A 22,682-nucleotide genomic window follows, 5' to 3' on the forward strand; every position below is an offset into this window, starting at 1 on the left:
GTTTGAGCTCTTTTTGGTACCCTTTATGGTACCTAAAAAGCGAGTGCAGAAAGCCCGACCACAACCTTTTGGCGTGGGAACCCCAAAAAAAAAAAAACACATATATAATAAGTACACATATATATTGTGTGAAAAATTGTTTTCTAATATCTTTGCAAACCAAATAAAATATTTTAAATGATTAAAATTACTTTACCTGACGGAAGTATAAAGGAGTTTCTTGAAAATAGCACCCCTATGGATGTTGCAAAAAACATAAGTGAAGGGTTTGCAAGAAATGTTGTATCTGCAAGTTTTAACGGAAAAACTATTGAAACCTCTACTCCACTTACAACTAACGGTTCTTTAATATTATATACTTTTAATGATGCTGACGGAAAGAAAGCTTTTTGGCACTCGTCTGCACACGTTTTGGCAGAAGCTATATTATCTTTTTACCCGAATGCGAAGTTAACTATTGGACCTGCAATTGAGAATGGTTTTTATTATGATGTTGATTTGGGTGAAGAAGTTTTATCTGAAAAGGATTTTGACAAACTAGAAAAGAAATTTTTAGAAATTGCTAGAGGTAAACACGAATTTTCTATGCGATCGGTTTCTAAAGCAAATGCTTTGTCTTTATATAAAAAAGAAAACAACGAATACAAAGTTGAGTTGATTGAAAACTTAACGGATGGAGACATTACTTTTTGTGATCATAGTAATTTTACAGATTTATGTAGAGGAGGCCACATACCAAACACTGGTATTATAAAAGCGGTAAAAATAATGAATGTAGCTGGTGCTTATTGGCGAGGTGACGAAAAGAACAATCAACTAACACGTGTTTATGGCGTTAGTTTTCCGAAACAAAAAATGCTAACTGAGTATTTAGAACTTTTAGAAGAAGCTAAAAAACGTGATCACAGAAAACTAGGTAAAGAATTAGAGTTGTTTACATTTTCGCAAAAAGTTGGTGCTGGTTTACCATTATGGTTACCAAAAGGTGCTGCTTTGCGATCTCGTTTAGAAAACTTTTTAAAAGCTGCACAGAAAAAAGCTGGTTACGAAATGGTAATGACACCACATATAGGTCAGAAAGATTTATATGTAACTTCTGGACATTATGAAAAATATGGAGAAGACAGTTTCCAGGCGATAAAAACTCCAAAAATGGATGAAGAGTTTTTGCTAAAGCCAATGAACTGTCCACACCACTGTGAAGTATACAACTTTAAACCTTATTCATATAAAGACTTGCCAAAGCGTTTTGCTGAATTTGGTACAGTATATAGGTATGAACAAAGTGGAGAGCTACATGGCTTAACTCGTGTACGAGGTTTTACGCAAGATGATGCTCATATTTTTTGTACACCAGCACAATTAGACCAAGAGTTTAAAGAGGTAATCGATTTGGTATTGTATGTTTTTGGCTCTTTAGGTTTTGAAGACTTTACAGCACAGGTTTCTATACGTGATATGAAAAACCTAGATAAATATATAGGTGATGCTGATACTTGGGAAATTGCAGAACAAGCAATTATAAATGCTGCAAAAGACAAAGATTTAGATTTTGTGATTGAAGAAGGCGAAGCAGCCTTTTATGGGCCAAAGTTAGACTTTATGGTAAAAGATGCTTTAGGCAGAAGTTGGCAATTAGGAACGATTCAAGTAGACTATAATTTACCAAAACGTTTTGATTTAACCTATACAGGATCAGACAACCAGTCTCACAGACCTGTTATGATACACAGAGCACCATTTGGTTCTATGGAACGATTTATAGCGGTATTGTTAGAACATACAGGTGGTAATTTTCCACTTTGGCTAACTCCAGATCAAGTTATCTTACTGCCAATCAGTGATAAATATCAAAAATATTCAGAAAAAGTTTTAGAATCGTTAGAAAATTCCGAAATTCGCGCCCTCGTAGATAACCGAAGTGAAAAAACGGGACGTAAAATACGAGACGCAGAAGTTAGCAAAATACCATTTATGGTTATTGTAGGTGAAAAAGAAGCCGAAAACGGAACCGTTTCTGTAAGAAAACATGGAGAGGGTGACATTGGAACATTTACAATTGAAGAATTTATTTCTTTAATTAAAGAAGAAGAAGATAAAACATTAAAGAAATTTTAATTAATTTTGAAATTCGAAATAAAACAAAAGGTTGAAAAAGCAACCACAAGTTAAATTTAAAATTTATAAGTCATAGCAATACGTAGAAGCAGGTCAAGAAGGCCATTAAGAGTAATCAAAGAAGATCAACATAGAATTAATGAAAAAATAAAATATGTTGACGAAGTTCGCCTTGTGGGCGACAATGTAGAAATTGGTGTATATCCTTTAGAAAAAGCTAAAGAGTTAGCCAAAGAACAAGAATTAGATTTGGTAGAAATTTCGCCAAAAGCTAAACCTCCTGTTTGTAAAATAATTGATTACAAGAAATTCTTGTATGAGCAAAAGAAACGTGAAAAAGCCTTAAAAACTAAAGCTACTAAGGTTACCATTAAAGAAATACGTTTTGGACCGCAAACAGATGAGCATGATTATGAATTTAAAAAGAAACATGCCATAAAGTTTTTACAAGATGGTGCTAAATTAAAAGCATTTGTATTCTTTAAAGGACGTTCTATTATTTTTAAAGAACAAGGGCAAATACTTTTATTAAAGTTAGCACAAGAATTAGAAGAGTATGGTAAAGTTGAGCAATTACCAAAATTAGAAGGTAAACGTATGATTATGTTTATTGCTCCCAAAAAAGGAAAATAAGCGTTTTTAAAGTTAAAAGTTTTTAAAATTAAAAAGTTGAGATTGCACTTAACTTTACTTTTTATGAGCTTTCTTACTTTTTTAACTAAAAATAATAAGCAAGATAAAAACGAAGGAGAGATGCCTAAAATGAAAACCAAATCTAGCGCCAAAAAACGATTTAAAGTTACTGGTACTGGAAAAATTAAAAGAAAGCACGCGTTTAAAAGTCACATCTTAACAAAGAAGTCTAAAAAACGTAAATTAAAGTTAACTCATGATACTTTAGTACACAAGTCTGATGAGGCTAACATTAAACAACAATTAAACTTAAAATAAGTTTAACAGGGAATTTTATTATTAACCATGTAATGTAGCAATTAAAGTCATTTTTAATTAAAAGTACGTTTGTAGCGTCGCTCTTTACAAAACACATTGAAATTATGCCAAGATCAGTAAATTCAGTAGCCTCAAGAAATAGAAGAAAAAAAATCTTGAAGGCAGCAAAAGGTTACTTTGGACGTAGAAAAAACGTTTATACAGTAGCAAAAAACGCGGTTGAAAAAGGTATGCTTTATGCATATAGAGACCGTAAAAACAATAAGAGAAACTTCCGTTCTTTATGGATTGTGCGTATTAACGCTGCAGCTCGTTTGCACGGAATGTCTTACTCTCAGTTTATGGGGAAAGTTAAAGCTAACAATATCGAATTAAACCGTAAGGTTTTAGCAGATTTAGCTGTAAACAACCCAGACGCTTTTAAGGCAGTTGTAGAAAAAATTAAATAATTATAAATTACTTGCTTATAATAAAAACCCAAACAAATTTGTTTGGGTTTTTTTAGTACTTTTATTCTTTAAAACAAACACCCTATCTCTAATGAAAATAGAAGCTCTAATTGCATCCATATTTTTTATAAGTGTATTTTCTTTTGCGCAAGAAAACAACACACAAAAGAACACATTAAATAGACAATTTAATGAGATTTACAAAACTTCTAACAGCTATCAAACCTATAAAGTTATTAGTAAAAACAAGTTTTTAGAGTTAAACCAAAATGTTTTAGACTCTTTAAAAGAATTAAAAAATAGTATAGTAGAAAAAAACAAACAACTTTCAGAGAAGGGAAATACTATAAAAACCACTCAAGAAAATTTAACTTCAATACAAATTGCTTTACACAAAGCCAAAGAAAAAGAAAACTCCATTTCTCTATTTGGTTTACAACTCAATAAACTTACTTATAATTTAATCTTATGGTCTATAATACTCGGTCTTTTATTGGCTTTATTATATTATATTTTTAGATTTAACAGAAGTAATATACTAACTAAAAAAGCACAAAGTAGTTTATTAGATGTAGAGCATGAGTTTGACAAACACAGAAAAAAGTTTTTAGAAAGAGAACAAAAATTGAGAAGACAATTGCAAGATGAAATTAATAAACAAAGAAACATATAATTTATAAAGATTATCATATTCCTTAATTACTTTAAAAAAACACAATAAATCAGCATAAAAATAGCAATAATTAGTTTTTTTTTATTAAAACAATAATAATTTTTAATACCCAAAAAATCTTTCTTAATATTTTGTAAGTTAGCAGTATGTTTTATATCTTTTAGGAATAAAACCATTAGAAACACTAACCTAAAATTACAAACTGTTTTATGAAAGCTCTTTTCTATACAAGAGAATTTCCACCTTATGTTTATGGAGGCGCAGGTGTTCATGTAGAATACCTTGCAGATGAATTATCAAAATTAATGAACGTTGACGTTCGAAGTTTTGGAGATCAAGAATCTACATCAGATAATTTAAGCGTAAAAGGGTTTCCTTTTGAAAATGCTATTTTTGATAATACACATGATAAACTAAAAGCGGTACTAAAAACCTTGAGCACTTGTATTCATATGAATGCAGAACCTACAGATGCAGATGTTGTACATTGCCACACCTGGTATGCACAATTTGCAGGTATTATTGCAAAACTTTGCTATGGTATTCCTTTAGTAATTACAACCCATTCTTTAGAACCCTTAAGACCTTGGAAAAGAGAGCAACTAGGACGTGGTTACGATGCGTCTTCTTGGGTAGAAAAAACTGCTATAGAAATGGCAGATGCCATTATTGCTGTTTCTAAGGAAACTAAAGTAGATGTTTTAAAACATTTTAATGTTGATAAAAACAAAGTAAAGGTTATCTATAATGGAATTAACCTGAAAGAATATGTGGTTACAAAAGATACCTCTACTTTAGAAGCATACAACATAGACAAAAACAAACCTTATGTACTTTTTGTAGGAAGAATAACCAGACAAAAAGGAATTATTCATTTAGTAAATGCTATAAAATATATAGATAAAGATACACAAATAGTGCTTTGTGCAGGTGCACCAGACACCAAAGAAATTGGTAAAGAAATGGAAGACGCCGTAAACGAAGCTAAAAAAGATAGAGATACTATTATTTGGATAGACAAGATGCTTAGTAAGCAAGAGGTTATTCAATTATATTCTCATGCAGATGTATTTTGTTGCCCCTCTATTTACGAACCTTTTGGCATTATTAATATTGAGGCTATGGCTTGCGAAACTGCTGTAGTTGCAAGTGCTGTTGGTGGTATTAAAGAAGTGGTTGTGCAAAATGAAACAGGTATTTTAATTGATTTAGAACAACAAAAAGAAGCTCCTTTTGAGCCTGTATACCCAGATAAATTTGCTCAAGATTTAGCAAATGGTATTAACAAAGTAATAAACAACCCTAGCTTAAAAGAAACTATGGCAAAAAAAGGAAGACAGCGTGTAGAAAATCATTTTGACTGGGCTTCTATTGCAAAACAAGTTGAAGAACTATATAAATCTCTAAAAAAATAAGTTATGATTAATGACAAAGTATTAGGAATTATTTTAGGTGGTGGCCAAGGATCTAGATTATACCCACTAACCAAAGACAGATCTAAACCCGCTGTACCAATTGCTGGTAAATATAGATTGGTAGATATTCCTATTTCTAATTGCATCAATTCAGATATTAAAAGAATGTATGTGTTAACCCAATTTAACTCGGCTTCTTTAAACGCTCACATAAAAAATACTTACCACTTTAGTTTTTTTAGCTCTGCTTTTGTTGATGTATTAGCTGCAGAACAAACCATTCATAGTGACAAATGGTTTCAAGGAACAGCAGATGCAGTAAGACAAAGTATGCATCACTTTTTACAGAACGATTTTGAATATGCGCTTATACTTTCTGGAGACCAATTGTATCAAATGGATTTTAATGATATGATTGATAAGCACGAAAAAAGTGGCGCAGAAATATCTATTGCAACCTACCCTGTTACTGCAAAAGATGCTACTTCTTTTGGGTTACTAAAAACCAATAATGAGAATATTATTACATCATTTATAGAAAAACCTGGTAAAGAATTATTGTCAAATTGGACCTCTGATGTTGGTGATGACATGAAAGCACAGGGTAGAGATTATTTAGCATCTATGGGAATCTATATTTTTAATAGAGACCTACTAAAAAAATTAATGGAAAATCCTGACACCAATGATTTTGGTAAAGAAATTATACCACAAGCTATAGAAAACCACAAAACTTTAAGTTACCAATATGAAGGTTATTGGGAAGATATAGGTAACATTGATTCCTTTTTTGAAGCAAATATTGGTTTAACAGATGATGTACCTCAATTTGATTTATACAATGAAAAAGGGGTATATACCAGAGCACGTATTTTACCCACTTCTAAAATATCGGGTTCTATTTTAAACAAAGCTGTTATTGGTGATGGTTGTATTATACAAGCAGAAAAAATTGAACGCTCTGTAATTGGAATTCGTTCTAGAATTGGAAAAAATTCACTAATTTCTAACACCTATATGATGGGTAATGATTACTATGAAACTTTAGAAGAAGTTGAAAATAATAATATAGAAATACTAATGGGAATTGGAAACAGGTGCTACATACACAATTGTATTGTAGATAAAAACTGTAGAATTGGTGACGATGTTAGAATAAATGGAGGACGACATATTGAGGATATAGAAACAGATACATACATGGTTAAAGACGGTATTGTTGTTATTAAAAAAGATGCCATTATTGCCAAAGGAACTATTATTGGATAATCTAAATCTTATTTTTTTAAAGAATTAAATTCATGCAAAATCAGAGTAGAATTGTTATAGAAAATGTTACTCCACAGATTAATTGTGGTAACATATTTATAAAAAGGGTTGTCAACGAAATTGTAAATGTATCAGCAGATGTTTTAGTAGATGGACATGATATTATAGAAGCTAGCTTACTTTTTAAACACGAAAAAGAAAGAAAGTGGAGCGAAACCAGAATGTCTGCCACTTCAAATGATGTCTATATTGCAAGTTTTAAAACAGCAAAACAAGGTTTTTATTCATATAAATTAGAAGGTTGGGTAGATTATGCTTTAAACTGGCAACATGGTATTGTCAAAAAAATAGAAGACAATCAGCTTGTAAAATCTGAACTTTTAGAAGGAGCAGAAATATTAAAAACGCTACTAAAAAAAACAAATAAAAACACTGCTAAATACTTAAAACATTTAATAACTATTTTTAAAAATAATGATAGTTATAAAGAAGCTATAAGCGAGGTTACCAGTAAAAGACTACAAATAATTTTTATAGAAAACCCTACAAAATTCCTAAAAAATGAAACACAAGAATTTAAGGTTTATGTAGATAGAAAAAAAGCCCAATTTAGTACTTGGTATGAGTTTTTTCCGCGTTCAGCGTCTGAAGAAGCTAACGAACATGGTACATTTAAAGACTGCCATAAATTACTGCCAAGAATTGCAGATATGGGTTTTGACACCCTATACTTTCCGCCTATTCATCCAATTGGTCAAATAAATAGAAAAGGAAAAAACAATACTACAAAAGCAAAAAATGATGATGTAGGATCTGCTTGGGGAATTGGCTCTAAACACGGTGGCCACAAAGATATTCACCCAGAGTTAGGTAGTATAGATGATTTTAAAGCTTTGATTACTGATGCTAAAAATCAAGGAATAGAAGTTGCAATGGATTATGCTTTACAAGCTGCTCCAGATCATCCTTGGGTAAAAGAACATCCAGAGTGGTTTAAATGGAGACCAGATGGCACAGTACAATATGCAGAGAATCCTCCAAAAAAATATCAAGACATTCTTCCAATTTATTGGGAAAATGACAGTTATAAAAATTTATGGAAAGAATGTTTAGACATTCTATTATATTGGATAGATTGTGGAATTACTATTTTTAGAGTAGACAATCCACATACAAAACCCTATTATTTTTGGAATTGGGTAATTGCTGAAGTGAAGAAAAAACATCCAGACGTGTTGTTTTTAGCAGAAGCCTTTACACGCCCTAAAATAATGCAACAACTTGCAAAACAGGGTTTTACACAATCTTACACGTATTTTACTTGGAGAGAGTCTAAACACGAACTTACAGAATATGTAAATGAGTTAACGCAAACAAATCAAAAAGAATACATGCGACCTAATTTTTGGCCAAATACGCCAGATATTAATCCTTATCATTTACAAGGCGCAAACGAATCTAAATATTTACAACGTTATGTTTTAGCGGCTACTTTAAGCTCTAATATTGGTATTTACGGTCCTGTTTTTGAGCAAATGATTAGCGAAGCTGTTCCTGGAAAAGAAGAATATCACATGTCAGAAAAGTTTCAGATATGTCATTATAACTGGCAGTTAGAAAACAAGTTAACAATATTTATTAAAACCATTAATACTATCCGAAAAGAGAACGAATCTTATCAACAAACAAATAATATAAAGTTTTGTTTTATAGAAAATGATAATTTAATTGCTTTTTATAAATGGAATGATGACAAAACTAACGAAACATTAACTGTTGTTAGTTTAGACCCATACTACAAACAAACAGGTACCATACAATTACCTCTAGCAGAATTAGGCATACATCATGGACATACGGTTCAAGTAAAAGATTTAGTGACTAGCAATAGCTATAACTGGCAAAATGAATGGAATTATATAGAATTACACCCAACATTACCCTTTCATATGTTTAAAATAAAAAAATAATATTTAATAAAAATTTCTTATTGGGTTATGAATTAAAACTCTCGTCCTCAATGGGCAGTAATTTCTTTAAAAGGAATTGCAAACATCATCAATCATTAAAATATGGCAAATACAATAGCTTACAGTCTTTTTACAGACTTTGATATAAATTTATTTAAAGCAGGAAAACATTATAAACTTTACGAAAAATTTGGTTCGCACATCGTTACAGTAGATGGGGTAACAGGAACCTATTTTGCAGTTTGGGTACCAAGTGCAAAATCTGTAACGGTAATTGGCGATTTCAATTTTTGGATAGAAGGAGAACATCCTTTAAATGTAAGATGGGATGATAGTGGTATTTGGGAAGGCTTTATCCCTAATGTTGGTATTGGTAGTATTTATAAATATAAAATACAAAGCAGTCATGATGATGTAAAAACAGAAAAAGCAGATCCATTTGCAAAAAAGTGCGAACATCCCCCAAAAACTGCCTCTGTAGTTTGGGAAGATAATTACAGCTGGAAAGACAACAAATGGATGAACAATCGTAAAAAAAATAATGCCTTAGACGCTCCTTATTCTGTATACGAAGTTCATTTAGGTTCTTGGAAACAAAAAAATGGAAACGACTTTTTAACTTATGAGGAATTTGCAGAAGATTTGGTAAACTATGTAGCAGATATGAATTTTACACATGTAGAATTAATGCCTGTTATGGAGTACCCATATGATCCAAGTTGGGGATACCAATTAACAGGATATTTTGCGCCAACTTCTCGCTTTGGAAATCCAGATGGTTTTAAGTTTTTAGTGGATGCGTTTCATAAAAAAGGAATTGGTGTAATTTTAGATTGGGTTCCTTCACATTTTCCATCAGACGATCATGGTTTAGGCTTTTTTGATGGCTCTCATTTATACGAACATCCAGATAGAAGAAAAGGATATCACCCAGATTGGAAAAGTCTTATTTTTAATTACGGTAGAAACGAAGTTAAATCTTTTTTAATTAGTAATGCAATTTATTGGTTAGACCAATATCATGCAGATGGTTTAAGGGTAGATGCTGTAGCTTCTATGTTGTTTTTAGATTATTCTAGAGAAGATGGCGAATGGGAACCAAATGAATTTGGAGGAAGAGAAAACTTAGACGCCATTAATTTTATGAAAGAGATGAATACGGCTGTCTATGAGAATTTTCCCGACGTACAAACCATAGCTGAAGAATCAACATCATTCCCAATGGTTTCTAGACCCATATATTTAGGTGGTTTAGGTTTTGGTATGAAATGGATGATGGGTTGGATGCATGACACTTTAGAATATTTTGCCAAAGAACCTATTTATAGAAAACATCATCAAAACGATTTAACATTTAGTTTAAATTATGCGTTTACAGAAAACTTTATGTTGCCTCTGTCTCATGATGAAGTTGTGTATGGTAAAAAAGCCATTGTAGATAAAATGCCTGGTGATGAATGGCAAAAATTTGCAAATCTACGTTTATTGTATAGTTTTATGTACACACACCCTGGTACGAAATTAATTTTTCAGGGAGGTGAATTTGGTCAAACCAAAGAATGGAATTTCCAACAAAGTTTAGATTGGCATTTACTTGAGTATAAAGTACATGAAGGGGCACAGAAATGCGTAAAAGAATTAAACAAACTTTATAGAAAAGAAAAAGCATTTCATCAAAAACAATTTACAGCAGAAGGTTTTGAATGGATTGATCATGGAGACCATGAAAACTCTGTATTATCTTATATAAGAAAAGGAGAAAACGAAAAAGATACCATTATTATTATTTGTAATTTAACTCCAATACCAAGAGAAAACTATAGAGTTGGTGTACCCAAACAAGGCACTTTAAAAGAGATTTTTAATAGTGATACTAGAGATTTTTCTGGTAGCGGAAATTACAAAAACACTAAAATAAAAGCAGACAAAACCACTTGGAATAATAGAGAAAATTCTGTCGAATTAAATTTACCTCCTTTAGCCATGATTGCTTTAAAATATCAATAAAAAAAAGATGAAAATTTAGCGCTATAAATTACTGCTACATTGGTAATTTATAGCACTGTATTTTTATAACTTCCAAAAAAAACATTGCTATTTTTATTAGATTCTAAATAATATTTTCATCTGTAAATTATTCTTTTTTTTAGGTTACTTTAGTAACTTTAAAAAAATAGTTTACAAAAAGAATATTGTCGTAAAAACAATATTTACAGTTAATTCTATTAGAAACTATTACGATTTTTACCACATTAAAAACAAGCAAATATTATGATTGTTAATACGGAACTAGAACAAAAAGGAAACCTTTTTCCATCAGAAATAATAAATTACCATAAAGATGTAGATAAACTATATTTTACTACAAAAAACAATGTTATTTTAGAAGTTACAGTGGTTAGAGATAGTGTAATTCGCTTTAGATATAGTACAACTGGTAAGTTTGAAAAAGATTTTTCATACGGGGTTACCATACACGCAAGTAGAGGGTACAACAAACTTAAAGTAACTGAAGATAAAACGCATTATAAAGTTACTACTTCTAAGCTAATTTGTTTGATAGAAAAAGTAAGCTTACAAATTAGTTTATACGATGCTATTGATAACAAATTAATAAATGAAGATGAAATTGGTTTTCATTGGGAAGAAAGTTATGAGTTCGGTGGAGATATTGTAAAAATGAGTAAAGTTTGCCAAAAAGCAGAAAGTTTTTATGGTTTAGGAGACAAGCCTGTAGATGTAAACATGAAAGGAAAACGTTTCGAAAACTGGGCAACAGACTCTTACGCTTTTGGTAAAAACACAGACCCTATTTATAAAGCAATTCCATTTTATACAGCTATACAAAACAATAAATCGTATGGTATTTTCTTTGATAATACTTTTAAAACACATTTCGATTTTTCTCATGAAAGAAGAAATGTAACAAGTTTTTGGGCCCAAGGTGGAGAAATGAATTACTACTTTATTTATGGCCCAAAAATGGATGATGTCGTAAAAAACTACACAGACTTAACCGGTAAACCTCATGCATTGCCTCCATTATGGGCTTTAGGATTTCATCAATGTAAATGGAGTTATTATCCAGAAAGTAATGTTAAAGAAGTTACCAAAACATTTAGAGACCTTAAAATACCTTGTGATGCTATTTATTTAGACATTGATTATATGGATGGTTTTAGATGTTTTACTTGGGATAAAAATTATTTTCCAGACCCAAAAAGAATGGTAAAAGAGTTAGAAGATGATGGCTTTAAAACGGTTGTAATTATAGATCCAGGTATTAAAATAGATTTAGAATACGATGTTTTTAAAGAAGCATTAGATAAAGATTATTTCTGTAAACGTGCAGACGGCCCATACATGAAAGGTAAAGTTTGGCCTGGAGAATGTTATTTTCCAGATTATACAAGACCAGAAGTTAGAGACTGGTGGTCTGGTTTGTTTAAAGAACTAATAGAAGATATTGGTGTAAAAGGTGTTTGGAACGATATGAACGAACCTGCTGTAATGGATGTGCCAAATAAATCTTTTCCAGATGATGTGCGTCATGATTTTGATGGAAATCCATGTTCTCATAGAAAAGCACATAATATCTATGGTACACAAATGGCACGCGCAACCTATCATGGTTTAAAAAAATATGCATATCCAAAAAGACCTTTCGTAATTACAAGATCTGCATATGCTGGTGCACAAAGATATACGTCTACTTGGATGGGAGATAATGTAGCAACTTGGGAACATTTAGCTATTGCTAACAACCAAGCACAAAGAATGGCAATGTCTGGTTTTTCTTTTGCAGGTAGTGATATTGGTGGTTTTGCAGAACAACCTCAAGGAGAATTATTTGCAAGATGGATTCAATTAGGTGTGTTTCATGCTTTTTGTAGAGTACATTCTTCTGGTGATCATGGAGACCAAGAACCTTGGGTTTTTGGTGATGAAATAACAGATATTGTTAGAAAGTTTGTCGAGTTAAGATATCAACTTTTACCTTATTTATATACTGCTTTTTGGAATTATATAACAGATGGCTCTCCAATACTTAAATCTTTGGTTTTATATGATCAAGAAGATCAACAAACACATTACAGAAGTGATGAGTTTATTTACGGAGAACAAATTTTAGTTTGCCCAATACAAGAACCAAATGCCAAAGGAAGAAGAATGTATATACCAAGAGGTAAATGGTATAATTTCTGGACAAATGAAGCGGTTATTGGTGGCAAAGAAATATGGGTAAATGCAGATATAGACAGCATGCCAATTTTTATAAAAGAAGGTGCAGTAATACCTAAATATCCAGTACAACAATATGTTGGCGAGAAAAAATTTAATGAAATTACCTTAGATGTTTACTATAAAGAAGGTAAAGAAACTTCTAAATTATATGATGATGCTCATGATGGTTATGATTATAGAAAAGGAAGATTTAGCTTGCGTTCTTTTAAAGTAACAGGTAAAAAAGATGAATTTATTTTACAACAACACAAACGTGGAGATTTTGATGCAGAATATAAGAACTTTAACATTGTATTTCATAACTTACCTTTTGTTGTAAAATCTTTACAAATAGACAATGTAGAGGTTCCTATAGATAAAAGTTTCACAAAAACACAGTCTATCTCTATAAATAAAGAGTTTACAGAACTACATTTAATTGCAGAATAAAAATTATCTTTCAAAAAAAAAGCGGCTATGTTTTACCCTAAACATAGTCGCTTATCATTATAAGTTTAATTCATAAATATTCTAATTACTTAAAAATATTCTTTTCATCATTTTTTCTGAAAGCAAATACTTTTAGAGTTATTTTTTTGTTTTTCCTTATTATTTTAAAACTGCTATTAACGATTACTATCAAGGTAATTTTTATACGAATAATAACCATTTTAGTTTTTTTTTTAAAACGCTTATGAACCCTATAAATTTTACGGTTATCTTTTTTTATTTTCAAATCAAAAACACATTCAATCTAAGTATATAATTTATTCATTTACTGTAAAGAGTAACTCATTTAACAATTCAGTTTTCTAAACTTTGTAAAAAAGTCTTAAATTTGACGTATCATTTGTTTAAATTTATTTATGAAAAATATTTTTCCGTTACTACTATTCATTTTTACAATTACATTTAGTAAAGCACAAAATAAAATAAATTGGCTTTCTTTTGAAGAAGGTATAGCACAACTTAAAAAAGAGCCAAAACCATTATTGATAGATGTGTATACAGATTGGTGTGGTTGGTGTAAAAAAATGGATGTAACAACCTATTCAAATCAAACAATTATACAAGCTATAAATGATAATTTTTACGCTATTAAATTAAATGGGGAAGAAAAAGAAGACATTACTTTTAAAGATTATACATTTAAGTTTAAAGAGAATGGTAGACGTGGTTATCATGAACTGGCAGCTGCCTTAATGAATGGTAAACTAAGTTTTCCTACAACCATATTTTTAACAGATAATGCAGAGGTTTTACAAAGCATACCTGGTTATTTAGACAAAATAAAGCTTGAAAAGATTATAGCTTATTTTTCTTCTAAAAATTATAAAAAGACAAAATGGGAAGATTTTGAAAAAAATTTTAAAAGCAAATTATAAATAACTATTTTAAAACAAAAGCTCCTTTTTGCCCTGTATAATGGAATTTTATTTTGTAAAAAGCTGCAGTTTTACTCCATCTTCTAACATCACTTTTGTAATTAGAACCATCTGCAACAATTGCTAAAGGTTTTAGTTTTATTATTAGTCTTTCCAAATTTATTTTAGGTGAATATTGCAGCACCACAATTGGTTTTACAACATTTTTTAAAGCATAAATACCCAAACTATCTACTATTAATATAGCTTGATTGTTATAATTGATGAAATTTTTAAAATGTACTTTGGTCACTTTTTTTAACTTTTCATGTATCACATAAGGTTTAATTGCTTTAATATCTTTTGATTTTAAGCTATCTAGATTGTACTGAAGAATCAGTTGAGCTCCTGCCCTATTTCCGATAATTCCAGATCTACTTTTATAAAACACTATAAGTTCGTTTTTATTGGCAAGATTTTTCTTCTCGAAAAAATAAACACTTTGTAAAATAATTAGAGAAAACAAAAAATACATTAACCTTTTTGGTGTTTTCTTGATAAGAAATATAACCAAAGAAAAAATAGCAAAATACCAAAACAACATCATTAAGAAAGAAATAGAAATATCTTTAAATAAAAACTGTTCTTGATGAGAAATCCAACTAACAAAACCATTCATAAGTTGAATAATATTGCTATAAATAGTTGCTATAAATTGAGGCAAAATGTTTAACAGTGCTAATAAAATTATAAGAATACCTCCAATTAAAATAGCGCCTAAAAAAGGGATTATTAGTAAGTTTGATAACATAAACAAACCTGGAAACTGATTAAAATAATAAATACTTAAAGGTAAAATTCCTACTTGTGCAGCAATAGAGACTGTAAATAATTGCCAAATTTTATCCATCACAAAAAACTTAGGTTTATAAACAGCATATAATTTTGGTTGCACCCAAATAATACCAAAAACCGCCAAATAACTTAACTGAAAACCTACATCAAACAAAAACATAGGTTTTACAATTAATAGAAAAAACATAGAACTTATTAGGGAGAAAGCAACTACATTTTTTCTTTTAAATAATTGGCCAACTACCAAAAAAGTAAACATGGTAACTGCTCTAACTACAGATGCAGAAAGACCTGCAATAAAGGCAAACATCCATAGAAACAAGACAATTATAGCTGATTTTATATAAACGCCATTTTTAATATTTTCTATCGGTTTTAATAAAAATGATAAGATCAATAACAAAATACCTACATGCAAACCAGAAACAGCCAAAATATGAATAGCACCTGCATTTGCATAATCTGTAAGTAATTCTTTAGAAACATCTTGCCTTTGCCCTAATAACAAAGCACTAATTACTGCAAACTCATCATCTTTAAAATGATACTTTAGTAAATATTTTTGGATGTGTTCTCTAAATTGCGCTGCCAAACCTACTAATGTAACAGTGCTTTTGCTTACTATAAAAATATCGCTAGAATTTATAAAAACCTGATGCTCGACACCTTGTTTTGCTAAATAAGCTTTGTAATTAAATTGATAGGGATTTAAAGGCAGAATTAATTCTTTAAAAATGGGTTTTACTAAAAACTCATCATCTATATAAAGTCTGTGTTTTAGCGAATCTTTTTCTAAATTTAAAAGTACTTCTCCTTTGGTTTTAGTATTGGCAACTTGCTGAACCTCTGCAATATATTTTTGATAATATAACCCTGGTTTTAAAACTTTTTTAATTTTAAAAATCGCAAAATTATTAGATGTAATGTGTTTTTTAAAATAGCTTTTATAATTCGATGAATTACTTAAAAATACAGATGAAATACCTAAAAAGAAAAACAATATAAAAGCAACAATTGTTATGGTTTTTCTATTGTTAAGTATGATGAAGATAGCAGTTAAAACTAATAAAATTAGCCATTTACAACTAAAATTTAATTCCCAAAAATGGTTGTAAAACTCAATTAAAATTCCGAGAATAAAAAACAATAGAAGATGAAAAGGAGTATATTGTAGTAAGTTTTTCATAGCAACCGAAAGTTACTAAAAAATTACAATATTTTTTTTGGCTTTTACAAAGGCTTTATTCAGGTATTTTTCTAAAAATGAATAAACGATATCTGCTCTAAAACGCATTGTATGGATAAAACTTAAAACACCATTTTTTTTTACCACCAAATCGATAGCGAACTCTTTTTATTTTAAGAGATTTCTTTTAAAGCATTTACAATTTTTGTAGCCACTTTTTTAGAAGCACCTTTACCTCCTAGTTTTTTCTCTAATTCAAAATAGTTTAAAAATAATTGTTCTCTATTTTCTGGCTTTAAAATTTTAGATAATTCCTTTTTTAGATTGTGCTTGTTAAAATCATTCTGAATTAATTCTTTTACCACCTCTTTATCCATTATTAAGTTTACCAAAGAAATAAATTTTAACGTAATAATTCTTTTTGCAATTTGGTAAGATATATAGCCACCTTTATAACAAACAACTTGAGGCACTTTAAACAAGGCTGTTTCTAATGTAGCTGTTCCAGAGGCTACTAATGCTGCATAAGAAACGCTCAATAAATCATAAGTTTTATTATTGATAAAAGCTATTTCTTTTAAACCAATAATATGTTTATAAAAAGAAAAATCTTGACTTGGAGCACCAGCAATTACAAATTGATAATCCGAAAAATCATCTACTAAAGAAACCATTACAGAAAGCATTTTGGTAATTTCTTGTTTTCTACTACCAGGTAAAAGTGCAATTATTGGCTTATCTCCTAATTGATGTTCTTCTCTAAACTTGGTTAAAGAAACTTGTTTTCTACCTGCAATTGCATCAATTAAAGGATGCCCAACAAAAGAAACCTCATAATCGTATTTGTTATAAAAATCTTTTTCGAAAGGTAATATTACAAATAATTGGTCTATATCTCTTTTAATGTCTTTAACCCTGCTTGCTCTACTTGCCCAAACTTGAGGAGAAATGTAATAATTTGTTTTAAATCTGTTTTCTTTTGCCCATTTAGCAATACGCAAATTAAAACCAGAATTGTCTATAAAAATAATTACATCAGGATTAAATTTTAATATGTCTTTTTTACAAAGTTTTATGAATCCTACAATTTTTAAGAGGTTGGTAATCACCTCAAAAAAACCCATAAAAGCTCTTTCTTTATAATGACTAACTAAAGTACCTCCAACTGACTGCATAAGATCTCCACCCCAAAAGTGGATGTTTGCATCTTTGTCATTTTTATACAATTCTTTCATTAAATTAGAACCATGCAAATCTCCAGAAGCTTCACCAGCAATTATGTAATATTTCATTTTAAAAAAACTTTAAAATTAAGGTTAATAGAGCAATCGCTATAGTTGCTAAAAGTACTCCTTTTGCTCTTGCGTCTTGTTTCTTTTTAATAAAAATAAAAAACACAAATAAGTTAGGTATAGCTGCTAATGATAATACTTTCCCATACAAGTTTCTTTCTTCAATCATTATTAATGTATCTTGAAAACTAAATTTAGAAAAATACTCTAAATACAAGAAAACACCACCAAAAGTGGCCAAAATGGCTACTAAAAAACCGATTAAGATATCTTTTTTTACAGTTCCCAAGAATTTAATTTTTGTATCATGTGATGAGCCGTCATATCAAACTGTACTGGCACCAAAGAAACAAAGCCATTTTCTAAAGCATATATATCTGTATCTTGTCCTTTATCTTTACTTACAAAAGCTCCAGAAAGCCAATAATATTCTTTTCCAAAAGGATTTTTACGTTTATCAAAATCTTCTTTCCAATAGCCATTTGCTTGTCTGCAAACTTTTACACCTTTAATTTCTTCTTTCTTTAAATTAGGTATATTTACATTTAAAACTACCCCTTCTGGAATACCATTTAACAGCGCATTTAAAGTAATATTTTTCACATATTCTTCTGAAGGTTTAAAATCTGCATGCCATTTAAAATCTAATAATGAAAAACCAATTGCAGGAATCCCTTCTATACCAGCTTCTATAGCTGCACTCATGGTTCCAGAATAAATAACATTAATAGATGAGTTTGCACCATGATTTATACCTGAAACACATAAATCTGGCCTTCTGTTTAAAATTTCGCTAACCGCCATTTTAACACAATCTGCAGGAGTACCAGAACAGGTATACTCTAATTGTGGGCCATTATCTATTTTTATAGGGTTACAAGTTAACACATTATCTACTGTAATAGCATGTCCCATGCCACTTTGTGGACTATCAGGCGCTACCACAACAACATCACCAATTTTATTCATAATTTTAATTAAAGCCCTTATTCCTGGAGCTGTAATTCCATCATCATTGGTTACTAAAATTAAAGGTTTTTCTTGCATAAAAATTTATTTAATATTTAACTAGCCTAGAAAATTGACACCTATTTATAATACACAAAAGTAATTTATTTAATTCATTTTCTTTTTAACAATTTGTAAAGAATAAACTTATGCTTTTTTACGTATTATTGTTAGAGTTATAATAAATTAATCCAAAAAAAATATAAAAATAACTAGATTCTTTTTTTTTAAATATTTTGGCATTATTTTAGTAACATAAAAATTAAAAGGCATCTAAATCACTATAATCTATATGAACAATCTACAAAAAAACAGCCTACTATTAATAGCTTTTTTGTTGTTATTTAACAATCTAACTTTACAAGCAGAAACCACCCTAAAATCAGATCCTGAAAAGGATAAAATTTTAGTGTATGTTTTAAAAAATATATTAACAAGAGGACATTTTGTTGTAAAGGATATGAATGATGATTTTTCTGAAAAAGTGTATAAAAGCTTTATAGAGGGTTTAGACCCAAGTAAACGTTACTTTACGCAAGATGATTTAAAAGAATTCTCTAAATATAAATATGAAATAGACAACCAACTATTAAAAGATGATGTTTCTTTTTACAATTTAGTTTACAATCGTTTTTTAGAAAAAACTGCAAACGCAAAATCCTATTATGGTGAAATCTTAAAACAACCTTTTAATTTTAATAAAAAAGAAACTATTGATATAGATTATGATAAGATCCCTTTTGCTAAGAACGAAAATAAACTAGTAGACTACTGGCGTAAACAACTAAAATTAAATACGTTAAGCAGAATTCAAAGTGAATTAGAAAAACAAGAAGAAAAACTTAAAAAAGACAAAAAATACAAGAAAAAATCTTTTAAAACTTTAGAAAAAGAAGCTAGAAAAGAAGTTTTAAAAAACATGAATGAATTGTATTTAAGAATAGACGAACTAGAACACGAAGATTGGTTTTCTGTTTTTTTAAACAGTGTAGTAAGCGCTTTTGATCCTCATACAACGTATATGGCACCAAGAATTAAAGAACGCTTTGACCAAGATATGTCTGGTAAATTAGAAGGTATTGGAGCACGTTTATCTAGACAAGGTATTTATACAGAAATAGTAGAATTAGTTTCTGGTGGACCAGCTTGGAAACAAGGTGAACTTGAAGCTGGAGATATTATTTTAGAAGTGGCGCAAGGTGATAAAGACCCATTAGATATTGTAGGCATGCGTTTAGATGATGCCATTAAATTTATTAAAGGTAAAAAAGGTACAGAAGTTAGACTAACTGTAAAGAAAAAATTAGATGGTTCTACAAAAATAATTTCTATTATAAGAGATGTTGTAGAGTTAGAAGAAACATTTGTAAAATCTAGTATTGTAGAAAAAGATGGCAAAAAATATGGTTTAATAGATTTACCTAGATTTTATATAGATTTTTCCGATAGAGATGCAAGAGACTCTGCAAAAGACATGGAAAAAGAAATTGCACGTTTAAAAAGTGAAAACATAGCTGGTTTATTAATCGATTTAAGAAATAATGGTGGTGGTTCTTTACAGACAGCAATACAAATTGCTGGTTTATTTATTAAGCAAGGTCCAGTTGTACAGGTAAAATATAGAGGTCAAGATCCAATTGTTAAAAGTGATGTAGATCCAAAAATGCAATGGGATGGTTCTGTTGTTGTATTGGTAAATGAACTATCTGCATCTGCATCAGAAATTTTTGCTGCAGCCATGCAAGATTATGGTCGTGCTGTAATAATAGGAGGCAATCAAACCTATGGAAAAGGAACTGTACAAAGTGTTATCCCAATAAATAATTTTTATCCTAAATACGAAAAAGATTTAGGTGCTATAAAAATGACAATTCAGAAATTTTATAGAGTTAACGGTGGTTCTACACAAATTGAAGGTGTGTACTCTGATATTGCAATGCCAGACAGGTATAGTTACATGAAGTTTGGAGAAAGAGATCTAGACGGTGCTTTAGTTTGGGACAAAGTTCCACAAGCAAAATATACACAAACCAACTCTTATGAAAACTTCTCTGAAGTAGTTGACAAAAGTAAAACTAGAATTGCTAGCAATACAAAATTCAAGCTTATAAACGAGTATGCAAAATGGTTAAAACAAAATCAAGAAGATACTTCTTACTCTTTAAATTATAAAGATTTTGCTAAAGAAAGTAAAGAGCAAGAACAAGTTGCAAAAAAATATTCAGATGCGTTTAAACACAAATCTAATCTTACTTTTAACTCGCCAAAATACGAGTTACCATTATTAAAAAAAGACAGTGTTTTAGCTGATAAAAGAAATATTTGGCACAAAAATTTATCTAAAGATATTTATGTTGCAGAGGCTTTAAATGTTTTAAAAGATTTAAAGTTAAAAACTAAATTAGAAGTTGTTAAAAAATAAAAATTAACAAAAATATAAATCTGATAAATTAAAAATTTATCGGATTTTTTTAAACCCTAATAAAATATGAGCTTTCAAGTTACTTTTGCTACAAAATGGTCTGATTTTGATCCAAACAGACACATGCGTCATACAGCCTATAATGATTATGCTGCTGAAGTTAGAGTGCGTTATTTTGCAAAATATAATTTCTCAATTCAAAAATTTACCAAATATAACTTAGGCCCTATTTTATTTACAGAAGAAACTTCTTTCAGAAAAGAAATCCATCTAGGAGAAAATATAACCGTTAATTTAAAATTAGAAGGTTTGTCTAAAAGCAACGAACGTTGGAAAATTGTTCATGAAGTTTTTAATGAAGCAGGAAAACTATCTGCCATCATAAAAGTTTATGGTGCTTGGATAGATTTAACCCAAAGAAAATTAACAACACCTCCAGAAGAAACTAAAGAAATGTTTGCCTCTGCTGAAAGAGCTGAAAATTTTAAAATAATCGAATTAAAAAGTTAGATATAAACCTCTATTAGCTTACTTTTTTTAGTTTTCGAAATTAACTCCACAGTATTTACAGCTGCTGGTAATAAAATCGTTTCACCTTTTTTAAGTGGATACGTTTTGTGGTTAGAAATCAATGCTAAATCTCCATCAACACAAATAAAAATTACAAAAGAATCTAAATCAGTATAATCTTTTTTTATACTACCTTCTATAAACAAGATATTAGAGGTAAAATATGGAGAATGCACTAACTTGTTAGAAAAATTCGTTTTTCTATTATACGAAGTTTTGTATTCTTTTTGAGGTTCAAAATTGATAACATCTTTGGCTAAATCGTTGTGCAAATCTCTCAATTTACCAGTTCTGGCATCTACCCTATTGTAATCAAAAATCCTATAAGTAATATCTGAGGTTTGCTGAATTTCTGCCAACAACACACCAGCACCAATTGCATGTACTCTTCCTGTTGGAATGTAAAAAGTATCTCCTTCTGCAACTTTTTCATGATGCATTTTTTCTAAAATAGATCCGTCAGACACTAAAGTATCAAAGTTTTCTTTATCAAATTTCTCATCAAAACCAACAATTAACTCAGCATCTTTGTCAGCTTCCATTACGTACCACATCTCATTCTTTCCAAATGAATCGTAGCGCTCTTTAGCGATTTCGTTACTAGGATGTACCTGAACAGAAAGAGGCTTTTTTGCATCAATAAACTTTATTAATAACGGAAATTTTACTCCAAATTGATTAAAAACTTTAGTCCCTAAAAATTCACCTTTAAATTCTTCTATTAAATAATTTAATGTTTTTCCTTTTAAAAAACCATCTTTAACTAGCGTTTCACTATCTTTTATATCAGAAATTTCCCAAGACTCTCCAATATTCGTTTCAGAATAATCTTTGTTTAAAACCGTTTTAAGTTTTTCACCACCCCATAATCTATAACTAAACACTGGTAAAAATTTTATAGGATATAATTTCATAA

At 29.8% G+C, this 22,682-nt stretch carries 18 protein-coding genes; 13 read left to right on the plus strand and 5 right to left on the minus strand.

The window, feature by feature from the left end:
* Positions 1 to 177 precede the first annotated feature (177 nt).
* The 11 genes from thrS (at position 178) to Q0662_RS11535 (ending at position 14,454) form a co-directional block, all read left to right on the plus strand.
* A complete protein-coding gene (gene thrS, locus Q0662_RS11485; protein ID WP_298949917.1) occupies positions 178 to 2,118 on the plus strand; it encodes a threonine--tRNA ligase in 1,941 nt (646 codons plus the stop codon).
* Between the two features lie 114 nt (positions 2,119 to 2,232).
* Entirely contained in the window at positions 2,233 to 2,751 is a 519-nt protein-coding gene (infC, locus tag Q0662_RS11490) for a translation initiation factor IF-3 (protein WP_298949975.1), read from the plus strand.
* Between the two features lie 120 nt (positions 2,752 to 2,871).
* Entirely contained in the window at positions 2,872 to 3,069 is a 198-nt protein-coding gene (rpmI, locus tag Q0662_RS11495; protein ID WP_298949978.1) for a 50S ribosomal protein L35, read from the plus strand.
* 104 nt (positions 3,070 to 3,173) lie between these two features.
* A complete protein-coding gene (gene rplT / locus Q0662_RS11500; protein ID WP_249983075.1) occupies positions 3,174 to 3,518 on the plus strand; it encodes a 50S ribosomal protein L20 in 345 nt (114 codons plus the stop codon).
* 91 nt (positions 3,519 to 3,609) lie between these two features.
* The gene (locus Q0662_RS11505; protein WP_298949920.1) at positions 3,610 to 4,191 is read left to right on the plus strand and encodes a hypothetical protein; all 582 of its coding nucleotides are present in this window, start codon (positions 3,610 to 3,612) and stop codon (positions 4,189 to 4,191) included.
* Between the two features lie 209 nt (positions 4,192 to 4,400).
* Positions 4,401 to 5,606: a glycogen synthase gene (glgA, locus tag Q0662_RS11510; RefSeq protein ID WP_298949922.1), complete on the plus strand. Its 1,206-nt coding sequence runs from the start codon at positions 4,401 to 4,403 to the stop codon at positions 5,604 to 5,606.
* Between the two features lie 3 nt (positions 5,607 to 5,609).
* Positions 5,610 to 6,875, plus strand: a complete 1,266-nt coding sequence (locus Q0662_RS11515) for a glucose-1-phosphate adenylyltransferase (protein ID WP_298949924.1) — start codon at positions 5,610 to 5,612, stop codon at positions 6,873 to 6,875.
* A gap of 32 nt (positions 6,876 to 6,907) precedes the next feature.
* Complete coding sequence (locus Q0662_RS11520) at positions 6,908 to 8,845, plus strand: alpha-1,4-glucan--maltose-1-phosphate maltosyltransferase (protein ID WP_298949927.1); 1,938 nt, start codon at positions 6,908 to 6,910, stop codon at positions 8,843 to 8,845.
* Between the two features lie 102 nt (positions 8,846 to 8,947).
* Positions 8,948 to 10,852 carry a 1,4-alpha-glucan branching protein GlgB gene (gene glgB, locus Q0662_RS11525; protein ID WP_298949930.1) on the plus strand — a complete coding sequence of 635 codons (1,905 nt, stop codon included), beginning with the start codon at positions 8,948 to 8,950 and terminating at the stop codon, positions 10,850 to 10,852.
* 264 nt (positions 10,853 to 11,116) lie between these two features.
* Positions 11,117 to 13,519 carry a glycoside hydrolase family 31 protein gene (locus Q0662_RS11530; protein ID WP_298949933.1) on the plus strand — a complete coding sequence of 801 codons (2,403 nt, stop codon included), beginning with the start codon at positions 11,117 to 11,119 and terminating at the stop codon, positions 13,517 to 13,519.
* A gap of 416 nt (positions 13,520 to 13,935) precedes the next feature.
* Positions 13,936 to 14,454 carry a DUF255 domain-containing protein gene (locus Q0662_RS11535; protein ID WP_298949936.1) on the plus strand — a complete coding sequence of 173 codons (519 nt, stop codon included), beginning with the start codon at positions 13,936 to 13,938 and terminating at the stop codon, positions 14,452 to 14,454.
* Between the two features lie 4 nt (positions 14,455 to 14,458).
* On the opposite strand, the gene Q0662_RS11540 is transcribed toward Q0662_RS11535, so the two are convergent.
* From Q0662_RS11540 to surE, 4 genes are all read right to left on the minus strand, one after another.
* A complete protein-coding gene (locus Q0662_RS11540) occupies positions 14,459 to 16,474 on the minus strand; it encodes a ComEC/Rec2 family competence protein (protein ID WP_298949939.1) in 2,016 nt (671 codons plus the stop codon).
* Between the two features lie 173 nt (positions 16,475 to 16,647).
* Positions 16,648 to 17,766 (minus strand): lipid-A-disaccharide synthase, encoded by a 1,119-nt coding sequence (lpxB, locus tag Q0662_RS11545; RefSeq protein ID WP_298949942.1) that lies wholly within the window; start codon positions 17,764 to 17,766, stop codon positions 16,648 to 16,650.
* A 1-nt stretch (position 17,767) separates the two neighbouring features.
* Positions 17,768 to 18,055, minus strand: coding sequence for a hypothetical protein (locus tag Q0662_RS11550; RefSeq protein WP_298949945.1), 288 nt, complete (start codon positions 18,053 to 18,055; stop codon positions 17,768 to 17,770).
* Positions 18,043 to 18,813 carry a 5'/3'-nucleotidase SurE gene (gene surE, locus Q0662_RS11555; RefSeq protein WP_298949949.1) on the minus strand — a complete coding sequence of 257 codons (771 nt, stop codon included), beginning with the start codon at positions 18,811 to 18,813 and terminating at the stop codon, positions 18,043 to 18,045. Before surE ends, Q0662_RS11550 begins: the two co-directional genes overlap by 13 nt.
* 253 nt (positions 18,814 to 19,066) lie before the next feature.
* Between surE and Q0662_RS11560 the strand changes: the two genes are divergently transcribed.
* A complete protein-coding gene (locus Q0662_RS11560; RefSeq protein WP_298949952.1) occupies positions 19,067 to 21,196 on the plus strand; it encodes a carboxy terminal-processing peptidase in 2,130 nt (709 codons plus the stop codon).
* A 66-nt stretch (positions 21,197 to 21,262) separates the two neighbouring features.
* On the plus strand, positions 21,263 to 21,706 hold the full coding sequence (locus Q0662_RS11565; protein WP_298949955.1) for a thioesterase family protein: 444 nt from the start codon (positions 21,263 to 21,265) through the stop codon (positions 21,704 to 21,706).
* Here the strand turns inward: Q0662_RS11565 and Q0662_RS11570 are convergent.
* The gene (locus tag Q0662_RS11570; RefSeq protein ID WP_298949958.1) at positions 21,703 to 22,680 is read right to left on the minus strand and encodes a type I phosphomannose isomerase catalytic subunit; all 978 of its coding nucleotides are present in this window, start codon (positions 22,678 to 22,680) and stop codon (positions 21,703 to 21,705) included. The genes Q0662_RS11565 and Q0662_RS11570 overlap by 4 nt on opposite strands.
* Between the last annotated feature and the right edge of the window lie 2 nt (positions 22,681 to 22,682).

The organism is uncultured Polaribacter sp. (genome assembly GCF_947503855.1).
In the GTDB taxonomy this organism is placed as follows: domain Bacteria; phylum Bacteroidota; class Bacteroidia; order Flavobacteriales; family Flavobacteriaceae; genus Polaribacter.

What these genes read in the sequence shown, in the direction of transcription:
- Q0662_RS11565 (WP_298949955.1), top strand. Translation starts at nt 21,263, where the DNA reads ATGAGCTTTCAAGTTACTTTTGCTACAAAATGGTCTGATTTTGATCCA.
- Q0662_RS11560 (WP_298949952.1), top strand. Translation starts at nt 19,067, where the DNA reads ATGAACAATCTACAAAAAAACAGCCTACTATTAATAGCTTTTTTGTTG.
- surE (WP_298949949.1), bottom strand. Translation starts at nt 18,813, where the DNA reads ATGCAAGAAAAACCTTTAATTTTAGTAACCAATGATGATGGAATTACA.
- glgA (WP_298949922.1), top strand. Translation starts at nt 4,401, where the DNA reads ATGAAAGCTCTTTTCTATACAAGAGAATTTCCACCTTATGTTTATGGA.
- Q0662_RS11570 (WP_298949958.1), bottom strand. Translation starts at nt 22,680, where the DNA reads ATGAAATTATATCCTATAAAATTTTTACCAGTGTTTAGTTATAGATTA.
- lpxB (WP_298949942.1), bottom strand. Translation starts at nt 17,766, where the DNA reads ATGAAATATTACATAATTGCTGGTGAAGCTTCTGGAGATTTGCATGGT.
- thrS (WP_298949917.1), top strand. Translation starts at nt 178, where the DNA reads ATGATTAAAATTACTTTACCTGACGGAAGTATAAAGGAGTTTCTTGAA.
- Q0662_RS11535 (WP_298949936.1), top strand. Translation starts at nt 13,936, where the DNA reads ATGAAAAATATTTTTCCGTTACTACTATTCATTTTTACAATTACATTT.
- rpmI (WP_298949978.1), top strand. Translation starts at nt 2,872, where the DNA reads ATGCCTAAAATGAAAACCAAATCTAGCGCCAAAAAACGATTTAAAGTT.
- Q0662_RS11540 (WP_298949939.1), bottom strand. Translation starts at nt 16,474, where the DNA reads ATGAAAAACTTACTACAATATACTCCTTTTCATCTTCTATTGTTTTTT.
- Q0662_RS11520 (WP_298949927.1), top strand. Translation starts at nt 6,908, where the DNA reads ATGCAAAATCAGAGTAGAATTGTTATAGAAAATGTTACTCCACAGATT.
- rplT (WP_249983075.1), top strand. Translation starts at nt 3,174, where the DNA reads ATGCCAAGATCAGTAAATTCAGTAGCCTCAAGAAATAGAAGAAAAAAA.
- Q0662_RS11505 (WP_298949920.1), top strand. Translation starts at nt 3,610, where the DNA reads ATGAAAATAGAAGCTCTAATTGCATCCATATTTTTTATAAGTGTATTT.
- Q0662_RS11515 (WP_298949924.1), top strand. Translation starts at nt 5,610, where the DNA reads ATGATTAATGACAAAGTATTAGGAATTATTTTAGGTGGTGGCCAAGGA.
- Q0662_RS11530 (WP_298949933.1), top strand. Translation starts at nt 11,117, where the DNA reads ATGATTGTTAATACGGAACTAGAACAAAAAGGAAACCTTTTTCCATCA.
- glgB (WP_298949930.1), top strand. Translation starts at nt 8,948, where the DNA reads ATGGCAAATACAATAGCTTACAGTCTTTTTACAGACTTTGATATAAAT.